Source organism: Candidatus Protofrankia datiscae, from assembly GCF_000177615.2.
GTDB classification, from domain to species: Bacteria; Actinomycetota; Actinomycetes; order Frankiales; family Frankiaceae; genus Protofrankia; species Protofrankia coriariae.
Genome location: NC_015656.1, coordinates 3487026 through 3504779, shown reverse-complemented (window position 1 = coordinate 3504779; position 17754 = coordinate 3487026). Strand labels below are relative to the sequence as shown.

At 70.3% G+C, this 17754-nt stretch carries 20 protein-coding genes and 4 pseudogenes; 17 read left to right on the top strand and 7 right to left on the bottom strand.

Annotation, left to right across the window (positions count from 1 at the left end; all coding sequences use genetic code 11):
* Window positions 1-430 precede the first annotated feature (430 nt).
* From FSYMDG_RS14580 to FSYMDG_RS14570, 3 genes are all read right to left on the bottom strand, one after another.
* Window positions 431-1318: an SCO6745 family protein gene (locus FSYMDG_RS14580; protein ID WP_013874173.1), complete on the bottom strand. Its 888-nt coding sequence runs from the start codon at window positions 1316-1318 to the stop codon at window positions 431-433.
* Window positions 1319-1687: 369 nt separating this feature from the next.
* Entirely contained in the window at window positions 1688-2113 is a 426-nt protein-coding gene (locus FSYMDG_RS14575; RefSeq protein ID WP_013874172.1) for a type II toxin-antitoxin system VapC family toxin, read from the bottom strand.
* Entirely contained in the window at window positions 2110-2349 is a 240-nt protein-coding gene (locus tag FSYMDG_RS14570; protein ID WP_013874171.1) for a type II toxin-antitoxin system Phd/YefM family antitoxin, read from the bottom strand. Before FSYMDG_RS14570 ends, FSYMDG_RS14575 begins: the two co-directional genes overlap by 4 nt.
* A gap of 63 nt (window positions 2350-2412) precedes the next feature.
* Between FSYMDG_RS14570 and FSYMDG_RS29740 the strand changes: the two are divergent.
* Window positions 2413-2583 (top strand): annotated as a pseudogene (locus tag FSYMDG_RS29740) (SRPBCC domain-containing protein); the annotation flags it as partial.
* Window positions 2584-2674: 91 nt separating this feature from the next.
* On the opposite strand, the gene FSYMDG_RS28605 reads toward FSYMDG_RS29740, so the two are convergent.
* The 3 genes and pseudogenes from FSYMDG_RS28605 to FSYMDG_RS14560 form a co-directional block, all read right to left on the bottom strand.
* Complete coding sequence (locus FSYMDG_RS28605) at window positions 2675-2824, bottom strand: hypothetical protein (protein ID WP_237703190.1); 150 nt, start codon at window positions 2822-2824, stop codon at window positions 2675-2677.
* A gap of 72 nt (window positions 2825-2896) precedes the next feature.
* Window positions 2897-3082: pseudogene (locus FSYMDG_RS29735) on the bottom strand (LLM class F420-dependent oxidoreductase); the annotation flags it as partial.
* Window positions 3075-3521: pseudogene (locus FSYMDG_RS14560) on the bottom strand (LLM class flavin-dependent oxidoreductase); the annotation flags it as partial. The pseudogenes FSYMDG_RS14560 and FSYMDG_RS29735, both read right to left, overlap by 8 nt.
* A 204-nt stretch (window positions 3522-3725) precedes the next feature.
* On the opposite strand from FSYMDG_RS14560, the pseudogene FSYMDG_RS24655 reads away from it, so the two are divergent.
* The 16 genes and pseudogenes from FSYMDG_RS24655 to FSYMDG_RS14495 form a co-directional block, all read left to right on the top strand.
* Window positions 3726-3863 (top strand): annotated as a pseudogene (locus tag FSYMDG_RS24655) (LysR family transcriptional regulator); the annotation flags it as partial.
* A 74-nt stretch (window positions 3864-3937) separates the two neighbouring features.
* Window positions 3938-4111: a hypothetical protein gene (locus FSYMDG_RS26855; RefSeq protein WP_013874169.1), complete on the top strand. Its 174-nt coding sequence runs from the start codon at window positions 3938-3940 to the stop codon at window positions 4109-4111.
* Window positions 4112-4304: 193 nt separating this feature from the next.
* On the top strand, window positions 4305-5450 hold the full coding sequence (locus FSYMDG_RS14555) for a Fic family protein (RefSeq protein WP_013874168.1): 1146 nt from the start codon (window positions 4305-4307) through the stop codon (window positions 5448-5450).
* Window positions 5451-5777: 327 nt separating this feature from the next.
* The gene (locus FSYMDG_RS14550) at window positions 5778-7259 is read left to right on the top strand and encodes an ATP-binding protein (RefSeq protein ID WP_043606589.1); all 1482 of its coding nucleotides are present in this window, start codon (window positions 5778-5780) and stop codon (window positions 7257-7259) included.
* A gap of 94 nt (window positions 7260-7353) precedes the next feature.
* A complete protein-coding gene (locus tag FSYMDG_RS14545) occupies window positions 7354-8028 on the top strand; it encodes an SUMF1/EgtB/PvdO family nonheme iron enzyme (RefSeq protein WP_043606586.1) in 675 nt (224 codons plus the stop codon).
* Between the two features lie 101 nt (window positions 8029-8129).
* On the top strand, window positions 8130-8417 hold the full coding sequence (locus FSYMDG_RS14540) for a type II toxin-antitoxin system Phd/YefM family antitoxin (RefSeq protein WP_013874165.1): 288 nt from the start codon (window positions 8130-8132) through the stop codon (window positions 8415-8417).
* Entirely contained in the window at window positions 8414-8803 is a 390-nt protein-coding gene (locus FSYMDG_RS14535; protein WP_013874164.1) for a type II toxin-antitoxin system VapC family toxin, read from the top strand. Before FSYMDG_RS14540 ends, FSYMDG_RS14535 begins: the two co-directional genes overlap by 4 nt.
* 183 nt (window positions 8804-8986) lie before the next feature.
* A complete protein-coding gene (locus FSYMDG_RS14530) occupies window positions 8987-10042 on the top strand; it encodes an NADP-dependent oxidoreductase (protein ID WP_013874163.1) in 1056 nt (351 codons plus the stop codon).
* Between the two features lie 58 nt (window positions 10043-10100).
* The gene (locus FSYMDG_RS14525; RefSeq protein ID WP_013874162.1) at window positions 10101-10487 is read left to right on the top strand and encodes a MerR family transcriptional regulator; all 387 of its coding nucleotides are present in this window, start codon (window positions 10101-10103) and stop codon (window positions 10485-10487) included.
* A gap of 251 nt (window positions 10488-10738) precedes the next feature.
* The gene (locus FSYMDG_RS14520; RefSeq protein WP_013874161.1) at window positions 10739-11110 is read left to right on the top strand and encodes a hypothetical protein; all 372 of its coding nucleotides are present in this window, start codon (window positions 10739-10741) and stop codon (window positions 11108-11110) included.
* Window positions 11111-11209: 99 nt separating this feature from the next.
* On the top strand, window positions 11210-11524 hold the full coding sequence (locus FSYMDG_RS29730) for an AbrB/MazE/SpoVT family DNA-binding domain-containing protein (protein ID WP_202797628.1): 315 nt from the start codon (window positions 11210-11212) through the stop codon (window positions 11522-11524).
* Window positions 11451-11858, top strand: coding sequence for a type II toxin-antitoxin system VapC family toxin (locus FSYMDG_RS14515; RefSeq protein ID WP_013874160.1), 408 nt, complete (start codon window positions 11451-11453; stop codon window positions 11856-11858). The genes FSYMDG_RS29730 and FSYMDG_RS14515 overlap by 74 nt, the downstream gene beginning before the upstream one ends.
* Window positions 11859-12145: 287 nt before the next feature.
* Complete coding sequence (locus tag FSYMDG_RS14510; protein WP_013874159.1) at window positions 12146-13789, top strand: ABC-F family ATP-binding cassette domain-containing protein; 1644 nt, start codon at window positions 12146-12148, stop codon at window positions 13787-13789.
* Window positions 13790-13824: 35 nt separating this feature from the next.
* Window positions 13825-14031, top strand: a complete 207-nt coding sequence (locus tag FSYMDG_RS14505) for a CopG family transcriptional regulator (protein ID WP_013874158.1) — start codon at window positions 13825-13827, stop codon at window positions 14029-14031.
* Window positions 14028-14408: a type II toxin-antitoxin system death-on-curing family toxin gene (locus FSYMDG_RS14500; RefSeq protein ID WP_013874157.1), complete on the top strand. Its 381-nt coding sequence runs from the start codon at window positions 14028-14030 to the stop codon at window positions 14406-14408. The genes FSYMDG_RS14505 and FSYMDG_RS14500 overlap by 4 nt, the downstream gene beginning before the upstream one ends.
* Before the next feature lie 281 nt (window positions 14409-14689).
* Window positions 14690-15568: an SDR family NAD(P)-dependent oxidoreductase gene (locus FSYMDG_RS14495; RefSeq protein WP_237702767.1), complete on the top strand. Its 879-nt coding sequence runs from the start codon at window positions 14690-14692 to the stop codon at window positions 15566-15568.
* Window positions 15569-15726: 158 nt separating this feature from the next.
* Here FSYMDG_RS14495 and FSYMDG_RS14490 read toward each other — a convergent pair whose 3' ends face one another.
* Window positions 15727-17541 carry a protein kinase domain-containing protein gene (locus FSYMDG_RS14490; RefSeq protein WP_013874155.1) on the bottom strand — a complete coding sequence of 605 codons (1815 nt, stop codon included), beginning with the start codon at window positions 17539-17541 and terminating at the stop codon, window positions 15727-15729.
* Window positions 17542-17754 lie beyond the last annotated feature (213 nt).

Sequence of the window (17754 nt, the reverse complement as noted above, 5' to 3'; positions counted from 1 at the left end):
GGCCGCGGTGGGCTGGACGCGGCGGCGCGGGCAGCATGCTGGAACTGGGCGCTATGGCGGCGGCCAGGCTACTCGACCGGGAGTCGTACTGAGAGCTGGGTGCAACCGCCACGGCCCGCTGATCGACACGTAGCGTAGTTCCTTGACGTACGTGAGTTTCGGGATGTTCTGCGACCAGATCTACTACCCTTGCCTCGAGGCGACCATCGGTCGGCCATACGTGCTCTACGTCCATGGGAGCAGCGACACGACCGGCGCGGTCCGCGTCGAGACGATCACGACGGGTCTGAAATGGAAGCGTCTGCGCGACCCGCTCACCGTCCTCGGCGAGGCTGACGCCGCCGCCCGCGAGGCCTGCTGGGAGCTCGGCGCCGGCACGGCCGCCAGCCCTGATGCCGGGGTGAACCGGCTGGCACGGCGGTGGGCCGGGTCAGCCGGTGCCCGAGGCCCGTGGGTCGGGGACGCCGACGGGGTCGGGCCACATCAGCAGCGTGGCGGCGGCCCGGGCGAGCGGGGCCAGCAGCGTGGCGGCGCGGTCGACGGTGGCCGGGCCGAGCGCGTCCCAGGCCGAGCTCGCGAGGTGGTCCGTCGTCGCCTCCAGGTCATGGGCGGCAGCCAGCGCCACCTCGGTCGGCGCCCCGGCGGTGTCGAGCCAGCCGCGAGCCCGCAGCCGGTCGGCCGCCGCGTCCCACTCGTCGTCGGTCCAGCCGCGGATCCGCTGGTAGAAGGCGCGGTCGCTGCCGCCCCTGCTGACCCGCCAGACGAGGCTCTCCGGGCCGTCGAGACCGGCGGTGACCAAGGCGGCGACGTGCCCGTCGCCGCGGTGCTCCCGCAGGACGGTGGCGGCCTGCCAGATGGTGCCGACGGGGTCGTCGGGCCAGGGCAGCGCGGCGTTCGCGGCGCCGAGCACCCGGCCGGCGACCGGCACATGCTCGGCCGCCGACCGCAGCAGCGTGGCCAGCTCCGTGAACCCGTCCGCGCCGACCCCGGCGACCAGCGGACCGAGCGCGGCGCGGGCGCCGTCGAGCCGGACGGCCAAGGCCCTCTCCGGGGAGATCCGGGTCCAGACATCCGGCAGCACTCTGGCCACCATGACGGGCGCGAATCCGAAGAAGGCCCCCACGACCGGCCCGGCCCCGACCGGCCCCAGCGGCGCCGCCCGGCCGGCGAAGTACCCGCGCCAGTAGCCCCGCAGCCCGGCATCCTCCCACGCCGCCAGGCTGGCCGGCGCGAAATAGGTGACGGCGTGCACCGGCTCGAACAGTCGCCACATCTTCTGCGCGCGGGAGGTGCCCTGAGCCGTGTTCACCTCGGCCATGCCCTCACCCAACTTCGCCGACCGACCAGAGTCAAGCGCCGCGGGTGACCGGCCACGGTCAGCGGACGCTCGTCCGTCACCGGACGCGGAGCGTCAAGGTCTGGAACCGGCCGAAGTCGGGGCCGACGGCGGTGAACGGCGTCCGCCGTTCGCGGCGCCCCGCCGAAGACCCTGGAGATCCCGGCCCTGTCCTCCGGTGCTCTCGACCCCAGGCTCGGGTGGAAGCGCCTGCGCGATCCGTTCACGTTCCTCGGTGAAGCTGACGGGCCTGACGGCGGTCGTAGCGCGGGCCGCGGCCGGATGTTCGGGAGCGCGCCGTAAGTCGCGATCGCGGCCGGGCTGCGACCACACGACGCCGCTCACTGGTCCTTACGGCTGCTCCCGCCAGGGATTCACGAGTGGAATCCCCATGGGATCGAAGTCCGATTCGTTACGGGTGACGAGCACGAGGCTGCGCACCTGGGCGGTGGCGGCAATCAGGGCGTCGTGCGCTGGGCGCCGATCGGGCACGTGAAGCCGCGCGGCAGCGTTGGCGACGTCCTGATCCACGTCGAGTACTCGGCCGACGTATGCGGGCAGCACGCTGTGGTCCAGCCATGTGTCCAGCACCGCCGCCTGTTTCGGGTCGTGCCGTCGCTTGGACTCGATGCCGGCCCGCAGTTCAAGCAACGTGATCACCGACAGGTACGTGTCCGACGGGGACAGCGCCCCTGCCCACGCGTTGAACCGGTCATCCCTGCGGGCGGCGGGCTTGCGTAGCTCGGACATGACGTTCGTGTCGAGCAGGAGCCTCACAGATCGACCTCGCGCAGCGAGTCCCGCGGGCGTACGGGCTCAAAGTCGGTCTCCTCGTCCAGGACGAACGCCTGCCCCAGGTTCGTCCCCGTGCCTGTGAGCCGCTGGTAGTCATCGAACGTCAGAAGAACATGCGAGGGGCGTCCGTGATCCGTGATGATCACCGGGCCGCGTGCCGCTGCGCGCTTGACCGCGCTCACGTCACGATTGAACTCTCGGGACGAGATCACGCTCACGCCGACCACCCCCACGATGTAGGTACATACCTACATTACGCGCCGCAAGGCGAGGTGTCCGCCGGTCAGATGGTCATGACGACGACGCTCGCCGATGCCGACGGCGGGACCGATGTCCTGATCGTCCACGAGGGGATTCCGGACGGTGTCCCCGCCGCCGACAACGAGACGGGTACGCGGATGGCACTGGCCGGCCTCGCCCAGCTCGTCGAGTCCCACCACGCCGGCGGCTGACAGACGACCGGGTCTCACCTGCCGAACGGCCGCGCGCGTACGAGGAGGTGGGCGGGCCTGTTCGGCAAGTAGCCGCGCGAACCCATGTAGGTCAGCAGGGGAGGGAGGCGTGCCGTTCCAGGAAGGCGGCGACGTCACGCTCCGACTCGATCGGCAGCGGATACACGAGGAGACGGTCTACCCCGAGGTCGGCGTACCGGCGAGCCGCGTCGGCGGTGACCTCGATCGGATCGAGCTGCATGTAGATGATTTCCAGGCGGCCGAGCCGGGCCGGTCGCTCGATCTCGGTCGCCGCCGCGGCGAGTCCGGACAGGTGGGTGGCGAGCTCGGCGGCCGTGCCGTTACCGAACCATCCGTGCCCGCGAGCGATCGCGCGTCGGTAAGCGGCTGGGCTGTGGCCGCCGATCACGACTCGCGGGCCGCCCGGGCGGACGGGGCGCGGGTGCGCGTCGACGTCCCCGAACGAGACGTACTGCCCGCCTGTAGGCGGGCAGGGGATCGAGCCAGAGCGAGGTCATCGCGTCCAGGTACTCGTCCGTTCGGCGACCGCGTCCGGCCATCGGCACCCCGACGGCGGTCATCTCCGGCTCCAGGTAGCCGGCGCCGACGCCGAGCAGCACCCGCCCTCCGCTCAGCACGTCCAGGCTCGCCACCTGCTTGGCCAGGACCAGCGGATTGCGCTGGGGAAGGATGACGATCCCGGTACCCAGCTCGAGCCGCCGGGTGACCGCGGCCACGTAGGTCAGGTGTACCAGGGGGTCGAGGATCGGGTCCGTCGCCTCCATCGGCGATGCCGGCACTCGAGGGCTGGGCAGGACGACGTGCTCACCAGCCCACCAGGAGCGGTACCCCAGCTCCTCGGCCAGCCGTGCCAGGCGGCCGGTCGCCTCCGGGCCGACCGTCGCCTTCGCGTTCAGACCGCTGACACCGAGTTCCACGCTCACGCTCCTCGAAAATCTCTGTCGGGACGTGACCTCGCCGGCCGTTCAGCCAGGCGCGAACCGGCCGGCTGGTCCGGGTCGTGGACGAGTGCCTGCATGGTGCCTTCCCCGGGACCGGGCGCCGGGCGGTCAGTGCCCCGCCAGACCACCGTGCCCGGCTGCGCCGCGGCGGTCCAGGACCGATTGTTATAGCCAATGGTTATGGATGTGCATGTGCGGGACCTCCGTTACTTCGTGGCGGTCGCCGAGGAACAGAGCTTCACCCGGGCGGCGACCCAGCGGCTGTTCATCTCGCAGCCGGCGTTGAGCAAGCAGATCCGCCAGCTGGAGCAGTCGTTGCTGGCGCCCGACAGTTCTGGGACCACGTCTCACGGGCTCCGGGGCAGCCGCCATCCGTTGGATCGAGCACGATTTTGCCGGGTAAGCACCATGGCCCGAAGTGGGACGGCTACTCGCGCACGATCCACTACGAGATCAGCGGAGCGGGCCGGATCGACTACCAGTACTGTTCGGCGACCACCGAAGGCGCAGACGGTGATGCGCACGCCGTCGTCAAGATCCTCACGATTGACCTGACGAGTCACTGACCATCCTGGGCTGGCAGGTAGGGCGGACGGGGGTCGGCTCACTTCTTGTTCGCCACATCCGTTCTCCTGCCCCTGTCCGCCAACCGGTCTCGCGGTAGGTCATGGCCACGCGGCGACCAGCGCGGTAGCCACCTGCCGGCTGTCGCCCCTGGCAGTTGCGTTCCCGATGCTACGAGGCGTGTAGCATCGTCGTATGTTGTTTCGAGTTCCGGCGATCGACCAGGCCGACGAGCGGGTGCTGGCCGAGCTCGAGCGGTTCCGCGGCGAGCTGCGCCACCAGGTCGCCGAGCCGCGCCGTTGGCTGGGGCAGCTGCGGCGCAGCCTGATCGCGGGTGCGATCCGGGGTTCGAACACGATCGAGGGCTACACCGTCGACATGGCGGACGCCGAGGCGGTGGCAGCTGGCGAGGAGATGCCGACGGCACGCGACGCGCAGACCCGTGCCGCGGTCACCGGCTACGCGGACGCGTTGACCTACGTGCTCCAGACCGCCCGGTTCGAGGTCTTCGCGTTCCACCCGATGCTGCTGTCAGCACTGCACTTCATGATGCTTCGTGGTGGCCTTGGCAGCTCGCCCGGCCGGTACAGAGCAGGGCCGATCTGGGTGTCCGGCGCGCCGGACAACCCGCCGGTCTACACCGGGCCGGATGCCGAGCGCGTGCCGGAGCTCATGGACGAGCTGTGCCAGCGGCTCCAGAGCGGGGACCGGGATGCCCCGGTCTTCGTCCGGGCCGCGATGGCACATCTGAACCTGGTCAGCATCCACCCATGGCGTGACGGCAACGGGCGGATGGCTCGCTGTCTGCACACACTGGTGCTCGCCCGGCAGCTGATCCTTGCGCCGGAGTTCTCCAGCATCGAGGAGTGGCTCGGATCGTCCCCCCACAACACCGCGATGTACTACGCGGCGCTTGGAGATGCGCAGGGCGGGAGCTTCCAGCCGGAGCGCGACGCGCACGGTTGGCTGCGCTTCTGCCTGCGTGCCCACCACCTGCAGGCCCAACTGGTCCAGCGCCGCCTCGACATCGCTGCCGAAATCTGGAAAGTGCTGGCCGACCAGGTAGCGGCCGCCGGGCTCGGCGAGCGCGCCGTCGCCGCCCTCTACGCGACGACCCGGCCGGAGGGCGCGCGCCGCGCCACCTACATACGCGACGAAGGGCTGACCCGCGACCAGGCCATCCGCGACCTGCAGGGCCTCAAGGCCGCCGGCCTGATCGAAGAGGCTGGCCACGGCCGCACCCAGCGCTACCTCGCAGCCGGCCCCGCCGCACAAGCCGAACGCTCCGTCCACGCCGCGATCATCGCCCAGCCGCTTCGCGACCCCTACGGCGTCGACTGATGATCCCCCGCCGGAGCCGGTCAGCAGGGCTTCGACCTGGCTCCAGATCGGGTCGAGCGGGGATGATGTGGAGTTGAACGCTTCCACCTCCTCGGCGAGCCGGCCCGGCGCTGTCTGGTAGGTCCAGTACAGGTTCGTGTGGGCGTCGTACGAAGAGTGAACATCTCGAGAGCGAGCGCACGGGAGCGTCCGTTGCCGCGGTGCTCAGCCTGGATGGGCTGGCGGTAGACGCCCACGGCGCGGCTGGCCAGACGGCGCCGACTCTCATAAGTATGGTTATGATAACTGTGCTCACGAGAACCGAAGGAGAGTGGCTGGTTGGTTACGCTGGAGCGACCGGTGGACATGTTCGACCGGGAGTTCGAGTGGGACGCGCTGACGCGGTTCGCGACGGACGACGCGGGCGGCGCGACGCTGGGGGTTGTGTCCGGCCGGCGTCGGCAGGGCAAGACGTTCCTGCTCCGCGCGCTGTGCGAGGCCACCGGTGGGTTCTTCTTCGGGGCGGACGAGGCCACGGACGGCGAGTCGTTGCGCCGGATCGGTAGTGCGTTGGCTGATCGGGTGAGCGCGCCTGCGCCTCTGATGTTCGATGACTGGTACCCCGTGTTCGACGCCCTGCTCGAACTGGGCCGCGAGCGCACCGTGCCGGTGGTGATCGACGAGTTCCCGTACCTTGTTCGGGCGAACCCGCGGCTGCCGTCGATCATCCAGAATGTGCTGGCGCCGCGGCGCTCGCAGCGCGACGAGAGCCGCACGCGCCTGTTGCTCTGTGGGTCCGCGATGTCGTTCATGGGCGGCCTGCTCGCGGGCGGCGCACCGCTGCGTGGCCGGGCCGGTCTCGAACTCGTCGTTGCGACGCTCGACCACCAGCTCGCGGCCCGGTTCTGGGGCGTCGACGACCCCGTGACCGCGCTGAAGCTCCACGCGATCGTCGGCGGCACCCCGGCCTACCGCCGCGAGTTCGCCCGCGACGACACTCCAGCCGGCCCCGACGACTTCGACGCCTGGGTAACTCGTACCGTGCTCTCGCCGACGAGCGCACTCTTCCGCGAGGGCCGCTACCTGCTCGCCGACGAGCCGGACCTGCGTGATACCGCGCTCTACCACTCGGTTCTCGCCGCGATCGCCGAGGGCAACGCGTCACGTGGCGGGATCGCGTCCTACCTCGGACGGAAGTCGGGGGACCTCGCCCATTCGCTCACCGTCCTGGCTGACTGTGGACTGATCACTCGGGAGCCGGATGCGTTCCGCGACAACCGTACGCAGTTCCGCATCGCCGAGCCGCTGGTGACCTTCTACCACGCCGTGATGCGTCCCATGTGGTCCGATCTTGAGCACGCACGTGGTACCCGCCGGCTCGCCCAACTCTGGAAGATCGGCCAGCGCCGTTTCGTCGGCAACGTCCTCGGGCCGCACTTCGAGCAGGTGTGCCGATCCTGGACCGCGCACCACGCCGCGCCGGAACGATTCGGCGGAGGTCTCGTCAGCCGGGTTGCCACGGGCGTCGTCAACGACCCGTCCGCCCGCACCAGCCATCAACTCGACGTCGTCGCCTTCAGCTATGACGGCGACCAAGAACGCCTCCTGATGATCGGTGAGGCCAAATGGGGCGACACCATGGGCCTCGCCCACCTGGAGCGGCTCAGGAGAATCCGGGAACTGCTCAGTGCCCAGGACCGCCCGGGTGCGGCCACCACGCGACTCGCCTGTTTCAGCATGGCGGGTTTCAGTGAACAACTGGTCGCGGCCGCTGGCCAGTCACCGGACATCCTGCTCGTCGGCCCGGCAGACCTTTACGAGCCGATCTGACGGGCGCCTTCCCGCGCCGCGTTCACCTTCGCCCCTCCATCTGTCTGTCACCGGCGCGGTCCGTCGTCGCGACGGACTCATTATGATCATGGTCATGGAGGCGGGCGTGGAAGACACGATGATCGCTGTCCCGGCCGGGCGGGTGACGCTGTCGGACCGGCGAACGCGGCGGAGGTGGTCCGTCGAGCTCGCGCCATACCGTCTCGCCGCGTTCCCGGTCACCCAGGGGCAGTACGCACAGGTCACCGGCGAGCGGCCCGGCGCCGCCCAGGGGGACCGGCTGCCCGTCGAGGGCGTTTCCTGGTGGGACGCCGTCCGGTTCTGCAATGCGATGTCACAACACGAGGGGCTGGCCCCCGCGTACGACATCCGTGCTGGCAACGAGGATGTGGAATGGGATCCTTCGGCGGACGGGTACCGGCTGCCGACCGAGGCCGAGTGGGAACACGCCTGTCGTGCCGGCACGACAGGCCCACGGTACGGCCCGCTCGACGACATCGCCTGGTACCGCGCCAACTCGGACGAGCGAATCCACGAGGTGGGTGGCAAACAGCCCAACCCGTGGGGCCTGTACGACATGCTGGGCAATGTCTGGGACTGGTGCTGGGACACCTACGACATCGAGGTCTACGGCACGTACCGGGTGCTGCGTGGCGGAGGGTGGTTCGACCAGCACTGGAGCTGCCGGGCGTCCGTGCGCCGCCGCAGCCATCCGAACTTCCAGGTCGACGACACAGGATTCCGCATCGCACGGTCCGTTCCCCGCTGACGCACGCGTCGCGCTGTCGGGACTCTTGCCCGGTCACCGCCGCGATCCAGGCGGCACTGCCGTGATCAGGCCGGGTGTCTAACACCTGTTAGACTTGTAGCATGACTACCGTCAGTATGCGGGATCTCAGTCATGCCGTGGGTACCTGGGTCGATCGTGCCCACGCGGGAGAGTCGATCATCATCACTCGCAACGGGCGGCCGTGGGCAAGGCTGGTACCGGAACTGACCCAGACCGGTAGTGACTACCTTGATCAACTCGTTGCGGAGGGGCGCGTCACCGTCCCTACGGCGAGCCTGGCTGATCTCCCCGAGCCGGCTCCCACCGGTGCCTGGGACGGGCGCGACTCCACGGACGTGATCGCTGAACTGCGCGAGGAATCTCCGTGATCTATCTGGATTCCAGCGCGCTTGTGAAGCTGGTCCATCCAGAGCTGGAAACACGCGCGCTGCGATCCTGGCTGGCCACCCGGCCGGGCGTCTCGGTGTCATCCGCGCTCGCCGTGCTGGAAGTGACCCGCGCACTGCGCCGCAGCGATCCCGCCGCGCTTCCCCGGGTGCCTGACGTCCTGTCTCGCGTCATGCTTGTGCCCGTCGACCAGCCAGTCATCGTCGCCGCCGCGGCCCTGACAGATCCTTTGCTACGTTCGCTGGACGCTCTTCATCTCGCGACGGCGCTGCGGCTCGATACGCCTTCGCTGGTCTTCGTCAGCTACGACAAACGTCTTTCTGCCGCTGCCGTTCAGGAACGCCTGAACGTCGCGGTACCTGTCTGAGCCCGCGCCAGTGCTGCCACGGCGATCCGGGGCGTGTCGGCTTACCCAACGTCGCCAGCGCTGTGGCCCGGGCGCGTGCTGGATGAGTGGCGTGGCCGGAGTCACCCCGGGTGCGACCACATGACGGAAGTTGACGGAAAGGGTTGACCTTCACGTCCGCGTCAGGGTTTAGCGTCCGGCGGCATGACCGGATTCCAGTCGTCCTCCGTTGCGTCGGACCAGCCGCCGGCTCTCGCCGGGGACAGCGTCGGTTGGCAGGTGCACCTTGCCGCCCGTCCCGTTAGGACGCCCACTTCCGCTGACTTCGCCCTCGTGAAGACAACGGTTCCGCGGCCGTCGTCAGGGCAGGTGCTTGTGCGCAATCTGTTCCTGTCCCTGGACGCGGGAGCGCGGCTACGGATGAGTGACGTCGGTGTGCCGATTCCGCTGTACGCGGTGGGCGCGGTGATGGACGGGGACGCCGTCGGGGAGGTCGTTCTCAGCGCCAGTCCTGATCTCGCCGTCGGCGATCTGGTTCACCATGGCATGGGGTGGCGAGAGTACGCGGTCGCCGACGCGGCGCGGTTCCGCCGGGTCGACGGTCAGGTCTTTTCGACGCTGTCCGCGCATCTCGCGCCGTACCTGACGGCATGGGCCGGGCTGGTCGACGCTGCCGGGCTGACCGCCGGGGACACCGTCTTCGTCTCGGGAGCCGCCGGCGCGGTGGGCGGCCTTGCCGGCCAGATCGCCCGGCTGAAGGGTGCCGGCCGGGTCGTCGGCAGCGCAGGCTCACCGGCCAAGGTCGCCCACCTGGTCGAGAAGCTCGGTTTCGACGCCGCGTTCGACTACCACGACGGCCAGCTCGCCGACCGGCTCCGGCAGGCCGCTCCCGGCGGCGTCGACGTGTACTTCGACAACACCGGCGGCCCGCAGCTCGAGGCGGCGATCGAGGTGATGAACCCGCACGGCCGGATCGCGCTGTGCGGAGCGCTCGCGTCGCAGAACGGCGGTGCCGGCGCGGCCGGGCCGTCGAACCTGGTCCTCGCGATCGCCAAGCGGCTCAGGCTGCGGGGATTTCTCACGAGTGACCATCTGGGCCGGACGGACGAGGCCCGGGACGAGGTTGCCGAATGGCTCCGGCAGGGACGTCGCCACCTCGACGAGACCGTCGTCGACGGCCTGGAGAACGCTCCCCGGGCCTTCGTCGACATGCTGGGTGGCGCGTACACCGGCAAGGTCGTCGTCCGGCTGTCGCGGTAGACCCGCCCGGCTACGGTTATCCGGAGAGGCGTCGGGAGGCGTCGGGGAGGTGAGGGCCATGCGGATCGGTGAACTGGCCCGCGCGGCCGGTACGACCACACGCACGCTCCGGTACTACGAGGAGCAGGGACTGCTCAGTCCACGGCGTGCCCCCAGCGGCTACCGGCTCTACGACAGCGCGGACGTCACCCGGGTCGACAACATCCGCAAGTTGCTCGCGAGCGGGTTCACCGTGCGGGACACATGTTCCTTCCTGGGCTTTCTCGATTGCCCGCTGCCGGACCGTTTCCGTCCGGCGCCCATGTGTGAGGACGCGCTGGCGGTCGCCGGGCGCCGTCTCGCCTCACTTGACGAACGCATCGCCGCCCTGACCCAGCTCCGCAACCGCCTGGCGAGCCGCCTCCCCGAACTGACAGGCGAACCATCTCGAACAGCGGAGCGGTGACCAGCGTTGGCATTCCCCAGGTTACGGAGCCGTCCATGATCTCTGACACAAGATGTCAAAGATCGGTTCCTGTAGTACTGTCCGGTTGCGCTGAGCTGGGCGCCCGCGCGGATCGACCGCGGGGGTCGCATGGGCGTCGGCACGACGTCGGGATCTGACGACACCACGCACCGCGACCCCGCACGACGTCGCGCAACGGCGCCACAGCGACAGACGCCACGACGGCACGGCGAGAACCGAGAGGGAAAGTCGTGATCATTGGGACTCTGATCGGCGAGAGTCTGCGGACGGACGTGCCCTTCGAGCCGCCTCGGCTGGGCATCCGTCGGATCACCCGGGCCGATGTCTCCGCCTCGGCGGCGGGGGACCAGCCGACGACCTGGACGATCATTGATTTTGTCAGCCCGGACGGCGATACTGCCGTCGTCGCGGACGCGTTGGCAGCCTCGCTGCGGACAGAGGGCGGCTGGTACGCCGACTTCACCGACGCCGATAACCGTTTCGTCATCTACGCCGGCCGGATTTTCCGGTACCGGCGGGGAGATCAGGCCGGGCGCGCTGAGGCGGTCGCCTACGGCCGTTCGATGGGAGTACCGGAGCACCAGCTCGACTGGCGTGACTGAGGATCGCGCGACCAGCCTGCGATGGAGGCGGCCGTGAGAGCGCGATGAGGCGGCGTGGCCGTGGCTGCCACGCGGGACAGTGAATGGTAGATTTCTGGTATGCGGACTGCCATCGACGCTGCTGGGCGGGTCGTCATCCCCAAGGCACTGCGCGATGCGCTCGGGCTCACGGCGGGCCAGCCGCTGGAGATCGCGGAACGGGACGGGCGGCTTGAGATCGTGCCGGCACCGACACCGATGAAGCTGATGGACGAGGATGACGGCGTGGTCGCTGTGGCCGAGGCGGACTGCCCGTGCTCACAGCCGACCTGGTACGCGCCACACTGGAGCGAACCCGACGGTGAAGGCTGTCGACACCAGCGTGGTCGTGGCCTGCTTCGCCAGTTGGCACGAACACCATGCCATCGCCCGTAAGGCCATGGCATGCCGACCGCGGCTGGTCGCCCATGCCGCGGTCGAGTCCTACTCCGTGCTGACCTGCCTGCCTCCCCCGCACCGCGCACAGCCGTCGATCGTGCACGCCTTTATCACCGAACGGTTCACCGAGCCGTTCCTCACCCTGTCGGAGACCGGCTATCAGGAACTCCTGGCCACGGTGACGGCCAGCCAGATCCTGGGCGGCCCAGCCTACGATGCCTTGATCGCTTTTACCGCGGCCGAACACCGGGCAACGCTGATGAGCCTCGACCAGCGAGCCGCCGCGACTTATGAAGCCGTCGGAGTCACGGTGGAGCAGCTTGCTCCCTGACGGGCCGAGCCGGATCAGACCATCAGTTCCTGTGTGGCGACGGCTGAACCGCCCCGGCTGCGTTGGAGCGTCGGGCCGGTCCGCGGCGTGCTCTGTCCTCAACGCTATCGGGCAGGCCGGCGCTATCGGGCAGGCTCTGTGGGCCCGCCGGAACGAAGGCGTCGCGGCTCGTCGTCAATCAGCCCGTCGTCGGTCCCGCGATCTGTCTGGGGTCTCCATTCGCCGTCCTCTGATCGAGGAGTTCGTCCCGGCGCTGGTTGACTGATGTCTGGGAGGTGGTCGGTGAGATGAGCGCGACGCTTGTCGCCAAGGGTGTCGCGGCTGCTCGCGGTGGCCGGAACCTGTTCGACGATCTTGACCTGGTCATCGGGCCGGCGGAGCGGGTCGGGCTGGTCGGGCCGAACGGGGCCGGCAAGTCCAGTCTGCTGCGGATCCTCGCCGGCACCGACGCGCCGGCGGCCGGCAGCGTCCGGCTGGCGCCGTCGAACGCGTCCGTCGGCTACCTCGCGCAGGAGCCGCAACGGCGCCCGGGCGAGATCGTGCTGGACTTCCTCGCCCGGCGGACCGGCGTCGCCGCGGCGACCAGCCGGATGGACGCGGCGACCCGGGCGCTGACCGACGACGAGCCGGGCGCGGCCGACGCCTACGCCGACGCGCTGGAACGCTGGCTGGCGCTCGGCGGCGCCGACTTCGCCGAGCGGGCCGACGCGTCCGCCGCCGACCTGGGGCTCGCGATCGACCTGACAGCGCCGATGACCGGGCTCTCCGGCGGCCAGGCCGCCCGGGCCGGGCTCGCCGCCCTGCTGCTCAGCCGGTTCGACGTCTTCCTGCTCGACGAGTCGACCAACGACCTCGACCTCGACGGGCTGGAGCGGCTGGAGTCGTTCGTGGCCGGGCTGCCGGCCGGGACGGTCGTCGTCAGCCACGACCGCGAGTTCCTCAGCCGGACCGTCACGTCCATCCTGGAGATCGACGCGCACCAGCACCAGATCGCCTTCTACCGGGGTGGCTACGACTCCTACCTGGCGGAACGGGCCCGGGCCCGCGGCCACGCCCGTGAGGACTACGAACAGTACGCGGCCAGGCGCGACGCGCTGGCCGCCCGCGCCCGCATGCAGCGGGCCTGGATGGACAAGGGCGTCCGCAACGCGCGCCGCAAGGCCAGCGACAACGACAAGATCCGACGGAACCTGCGCGGCGAGACGTCGGAGAAACAGGCCGCGAAGGCCCGCCAGACCGAGCGGATGATCGAACGTCTGGAGGTGGTCGCCGAGCCCCGCAAGGAGTGGGAGCTGCGGATGACCATCGGCGCGGCGCCACGTTCGGGCGCGGTCGTCGCGACGCTGCGTGATGCGGTCGTCCAGCGCGGCCCCTTCACCCTCGGGCCGGTGAACCTTCACGTCGACTGGACCGACCGGATCGTGCTCACCGGCCCGAACGGGGCGGGCAAGACGACGCTGCTGGCCGCGATGCTCGGCCGGGTCCCGCTGACGGCCGGTGCCGCGACGCTGGGCTCGGGTGTGATCGTCGGGGAGGTCGACCAGGCCCGTGGCCTGTTCGCCGGGGCGGACTCCCCACTCGACGTCCTCGGCCGTTTCCTGCCCGAGATGTCCACCGCCGACGCCCGTACGCTGCTGGCCAAGTTCGCTCTGGGCGCCGACCATGTCGGCCGGGGCGCGGCCACACTGTCGCCGGGGGAGCGGACCCGGGCCGCGCTCGCGCTCCTGCAGGCACGCGGGGTGAACCTGCTGATCCTCGACGAGCCGACCAACCATCTCGACCTGCCCGCGATCGAGCAGCTCGAGGCGGCGCTGCGCGGCTACCCGGGCACCCTCGTGCTCGTCACCCACGACCGGCGGATGCTCGAGACCGTCGACATCACCCGTCACCTGCACGTAGAGGCCGGAAAGCTCACCGAACCCGACCACTGAGCTGTTCTTGGTATCGGACTGGTATCGTTGCTGGCATGGCCCTGACGGTACGTACCGACGAGGAACTGGAGCACGCCCTGACGGTCCTGGCGGCCAGCGAGGGCATCTCCCGGCAGGAGATCATCCGGCGTGCCGTCCTGGAGCGTTACGAGCGGGCCGGCCATGCCGCCCGGGTGCGGGACGGCGCTGATCGGATGCTCGAGCGGTGGGGGGACGTGCTTGCCCGCCTGGGCAGCGTGTGAGTCCTGTCGAGTACCTGGACCTGGAGGATCTGCTCACCCTGGTACGTGCCCTGGGCGCCGCCCCGGTGCGGGAGGTCGGCCTGCTCGACGCGGCGGCAGCCCGGGCACGATCGAGCGCGTTCGGTCAGGACGCCTACCCGACCCTCGCGTCGAAGGCCGCCGCGCTCCTGCACTCGATCGCCCGTGGTCACCCTCTGGTCGACGGCAACAAGCGGCTGGCCTGGCTGGCGGCGGTGGTGTTTCTCGACCTCAACAGGCATGCGACCGGCCTTTCCGACGACGAGGCGTTCGACCTCGTCATGGACGTCGCCCAGGGCGTCGCGGACGTCGAGGAGATCGCCCACCGGTTACGCGTCGTGCCGTTGGGTGGCGGTTGAGCACGATGGTCAGCCGGACCATGCCGGGAGGCTGACGACGCCAGGGACCGCCACAACCTTCTTCTGACCGAGTGCTTGTAGATCGGTGCTTGTAGAACTACCGGGTGCTTGTAGAACTGTAGTTATCAAAACCGTACATACGACAGGCCCGGATCCTGGCAGGTTCGGATTCCGCGGTTTCCGACAGCCGGCCCGGCTCGGGACGCCAGGCGGGGGTCACCTTCCGGCCCTGGCAGGCGACAATGGCGGTCGTGCCCGCTGACGCTTCCGATACGGCTCCTGTGTCTGCTCCCGCCGGCTCCTCCGGTTTTCCTTCAGGTTCTGCCGCGTCTCCCGCCACCGAATCCTCCGCCACCGAACCCTCCGCTGCCGCGCGTCCCGCGGTCGGCACCGCCGATGCCCGCCGGGGGCTGGCGGTGGTCACCGGGGCCAGCAGCGGGATCGGTGCCGCCAGTGCGCGGGCGCTGGTAGACGCGGGTTTCGACGTTCTGCTCGGTGCGCGCCGCGCCGACCGGCTGGCGGCGGTCGCCGCCGACATCGGGCCGGCGGCCCGCAGCCGTCCCCTGGACGTCACCGACGCCGCGTCCGTCCAGGCGTTCGCGGCCGGTGTCACCTCCTGCGAGGTCGTGGTGTGCAACGCCGGCGGCGCGCTCGGGCTGGCTCCGGTGGTGGCGGCGACCGCAGCCGCAGCCGAGGCCGAGGAGGAGCGATGGCGGTGGATGTGGGAGGCCAACGTCGCCGGGGTCGCCCGCACCGTGCGGGCCTTCCTCCCCGCGCTGGTCGCTTCCGGTGACGGCCGCATCGTCGTGATCACCAGCGTCGCCGGCCATCAGGTCTACCCGGGCGGGGGCGGGTACACCGCGGCCAAGCACGCCGCGGCGGCGGTCGTCCAGACGCTGCGGCTGGAACTGCTCGGCCAGCCGGTGCGGATCATCGAGGTCGCCCCGGGCATGGTGGACACCGAGTTCTCCCTCGTCCGCTTCGACGGGGACGCCGAGCGGGCCGCCGCGGTCTACACCGGCACCGTCCCCCTCACCGCCGCCGACGTCGCCGAGGCCGTCACCTGGGCGGTCACCCGCCCGCCGCACGTGGCCGTCGCCCGGATAGACCTCTTCCCCCGTGACCAGGCGTCCGCCCGCGACGTCCACCGCCGGCCCTGACGCCGCCCTCCGAGGCTCTGGGAAGCCCGGCCGGGCAACGCGGATCCGTCCCAAAACCGATCGGAGATCCGTGACCACACGCCGTCGAATCACGGGAACGAGTATGTAAACGGTCGCTGGGGCAACCGCTTGCGTACTCGTTCCGTACCTGCTCCGGGTCAGCGGCGGCTGCCGTTGGCGGCGGGGTCGCTTGGGGGGATCGTCGTGGGGTCCACGTTCAGCTTCGTCCCGTCCCAGCGGAACGTCACGTCGGCCGTTCCAGCGGACGGGCAACATATCTTGTCCGCGGGTTTGTACAGGTTGTAACGCAGCACGACGGTGGTGTCCCGGGCCGTGGCGACGCGGATACCGGCGCTCGGGTCGGTGAAGTCCGTACCGATCATATCGGTGCCGACGAAGAAGAAGCCGAACTGCTGGGGGACGGTCGGGGAGTCCGCCTTCTTGCCGATCAGGACGTTGAGGCTCCGCCCCCGCACGAAGCCAGTGCGGTCGGTCACGGTGAAACCGCGCTCGTTGAGCATGTTCGAGGCCTCGGCAAGGGTGAGCTGCCCGGCTGTCGAGCCCGCCGTCGGCGTGCTGGTGCGCGAGACCCGAGGGGTGGGGGTGGCGCTGCGTGTGCTGCCTGTGCCCGCGGTGGGGCTGCGGCGGGCGGTCGACGTCCGGGCCGAGCTGGTGACCTGCGGATACGACGGTGACACCACGCTGTTCTGCGCGCTGAGCTTGGGGTCCCGCTCGCGCAGGGTCAGCGCGGTGGCCACTCCACCGAGGGCGGCCAGGGCCAGCAGCGCCACCACCACGGTGGCGAGCCGGCTGCGCCGGCGGGACCGCGCGGGGCCGGGCGGTACCGGCCCGTACGCCGAGCCGGTGCCCGGGCCGGGACCGTAGCCCGGGCCGTTGTGGGGTGCGCCGGGCGGTGCGTGGTGATGGCTGGCCGGTGTCTGGTCCCACCGCTGCTGGTGGGCCGGTGTGTACCCGAACTCCGGTGATGCCGTCTGTTGATAGGGCTGCTGAGGATAGGACTGCTGGTAGAACGGCTGCTGGTAGGGGTCTGCCGGCGCCCCGGAGGCGACCGGCGGCCCGGCGGACGCCGAGGTGGGCGGGGACGTCAGTGACCACCAGCGGGCCAGGGCGGTCTCGGTCGCCCGGACGGATTCGCCCGCGTCGGCGACGTCGTGTCCGACGAGCCGGGCGACGAGGTGCGCGGCGGTCGGGCGCCGCGCCGGGTCCTTGTCGAGCGCCGTGGCCAGCACCGGGGCGAGGTGGGCGGGGACACCGGTCAGGTCGGGCTCGGCGGTCATGATCTGTACGGCGACCGCCTCGGGTCGTTCGCCGGCGAACGGCTGGCGGCCGGTGGCGGCGAAGGCCATGCAGGCGCCCCAGGCGAAGATGTCGGCGCCGGGGCCGGCGCGTTCGCCCCGCAGCTGCTCGGGGGCCATCCAGACGATGGTGCCGATCAGGGTGCCGGTGCGGGTGTGGTTGGTCGAGTCGGCCGCCCGCGCGATCCCGAAGTCGATGACCTTCGGGCCCTCCCAGGTGACCAGGATGTTGGACGGCTTGAGGTCGCGGTGGATCACACCGGCGGCGTGGATGGCGACCAGGGCGTCGGCGAGCCCGACCGCCAGCCCGTCGAGCAGGTGCCCGGTGAAGGGCCCGCGCCCGGCCACCGCGTCGGTCAGGCTGCGGCCCTCGACGTATTCGGCGGCCATCCACGGGCGCGGGCCGTCGAGGTCGGCGTCGAGGACGGCGGCCACGCTGCCGCCGCGTACCCGCCGGGCGGCGGCCACCTCGGTGCGGAAGCGGCTGCGGAACTCCGGGTCGTCGGCGAGGCCGGGTGAGGGCACCTTGACCGCCGCCGGCTGGCCGTCCGCGCCGAACCCCAGGTAGACGGTGCCCATGCCACCGGCGCCGATCCGGCCCTGTAGCCGATATGGCCCGATCTGTCGCGGATCGTCGCTGGACAGTGGCTGGAGCACGCTTCTCCCTTCGGACGCCGTCCGCCCGCGGGATCGGCGGCTGGCGCACCTGATTCTCCCTGATGCCCGTGACCCGCTGCCGGCGTCGTGCGTCCTATATCGATCATTCGACGTTATCGACGTAGGACAAAAAATTTTCCCTAGATCTCATGAATTTGATCAAGTATATGAATGATTCAAGGGTGTCAACGGAAAGATTTATTCGCCCTTTGG

Coding starts and splice junctions, on each gene's coding strand:
- FSYMDG_RS14580 (WP_013874173.1), bottom strand. CDS start 1,318: ATGGCCGAGGTGAACACGGCTCAGGGCACCTCCCGCGCGCAGAAGATG.
- FSYMDG_RS28605 (WP_237703190.1), bottom strand. CDS start 2,824: ATGCAGCTCGATCCGATCGAGGTCACCGCCGACGCGGCTCGCCGGTAC.
- FSYMDG_RS14555 (WP_013874168.1), top strand. CDS start 4,305: ATGTTGTTTCGAGTTCCGGCGATCGACCAGGCCGACGAGCGGGTGCTG.
- FSYMDG_RS14545 (WP_043606586.1), top strand. CDS start 7,354: ATGGAGGCGGGCGTGGAAGACACGATGATCGCTGTCCCGGCCGGGCGG.
- FSYMDG_RS14540 (WP_013874165.1), top strand. CDS start 8,130: ATGACTACCGTCAGTATGCGGGATCTCAGTCATGCCGTGGGTACCTGG.
- FSYMDG_RS14530 (WP_013874163.1), top strand. CDS start 8,987: ATGACCGGATTCCAGTCGTCCTCCGTTGCGTCGGACCAGCCGCCGGCT.
- FSYMDG_RS14525 (WP_013874162.1), top strand. CDS start 10,101: ATGCGGATCGGTGAACTGGCCCGCGCGGCCGGTACGACCACACGCACG.
- FSYMDG_RS29730 (WP_202797628.1), top strand. CDS start 11,210: ATGCGGACTGCCATCGACGCTGCTGGGCGGGTCGTCATCCCCAAGGCA.
- FSYMDG_RS14510 (WP_013874159.1), top strand. CDS start 12,146: ATGAGCGCGACGCTTGTCGCCAAGGGTGTCGCGGCTGCTCGCGGTGGC.
- FSYMDG_RS14505 (WP_013874158.1), top strand. CDS start 13,825: ATGGCCCTGACGGTACGTACCGACGAGGAACTGGAGCACGCCCTGACG.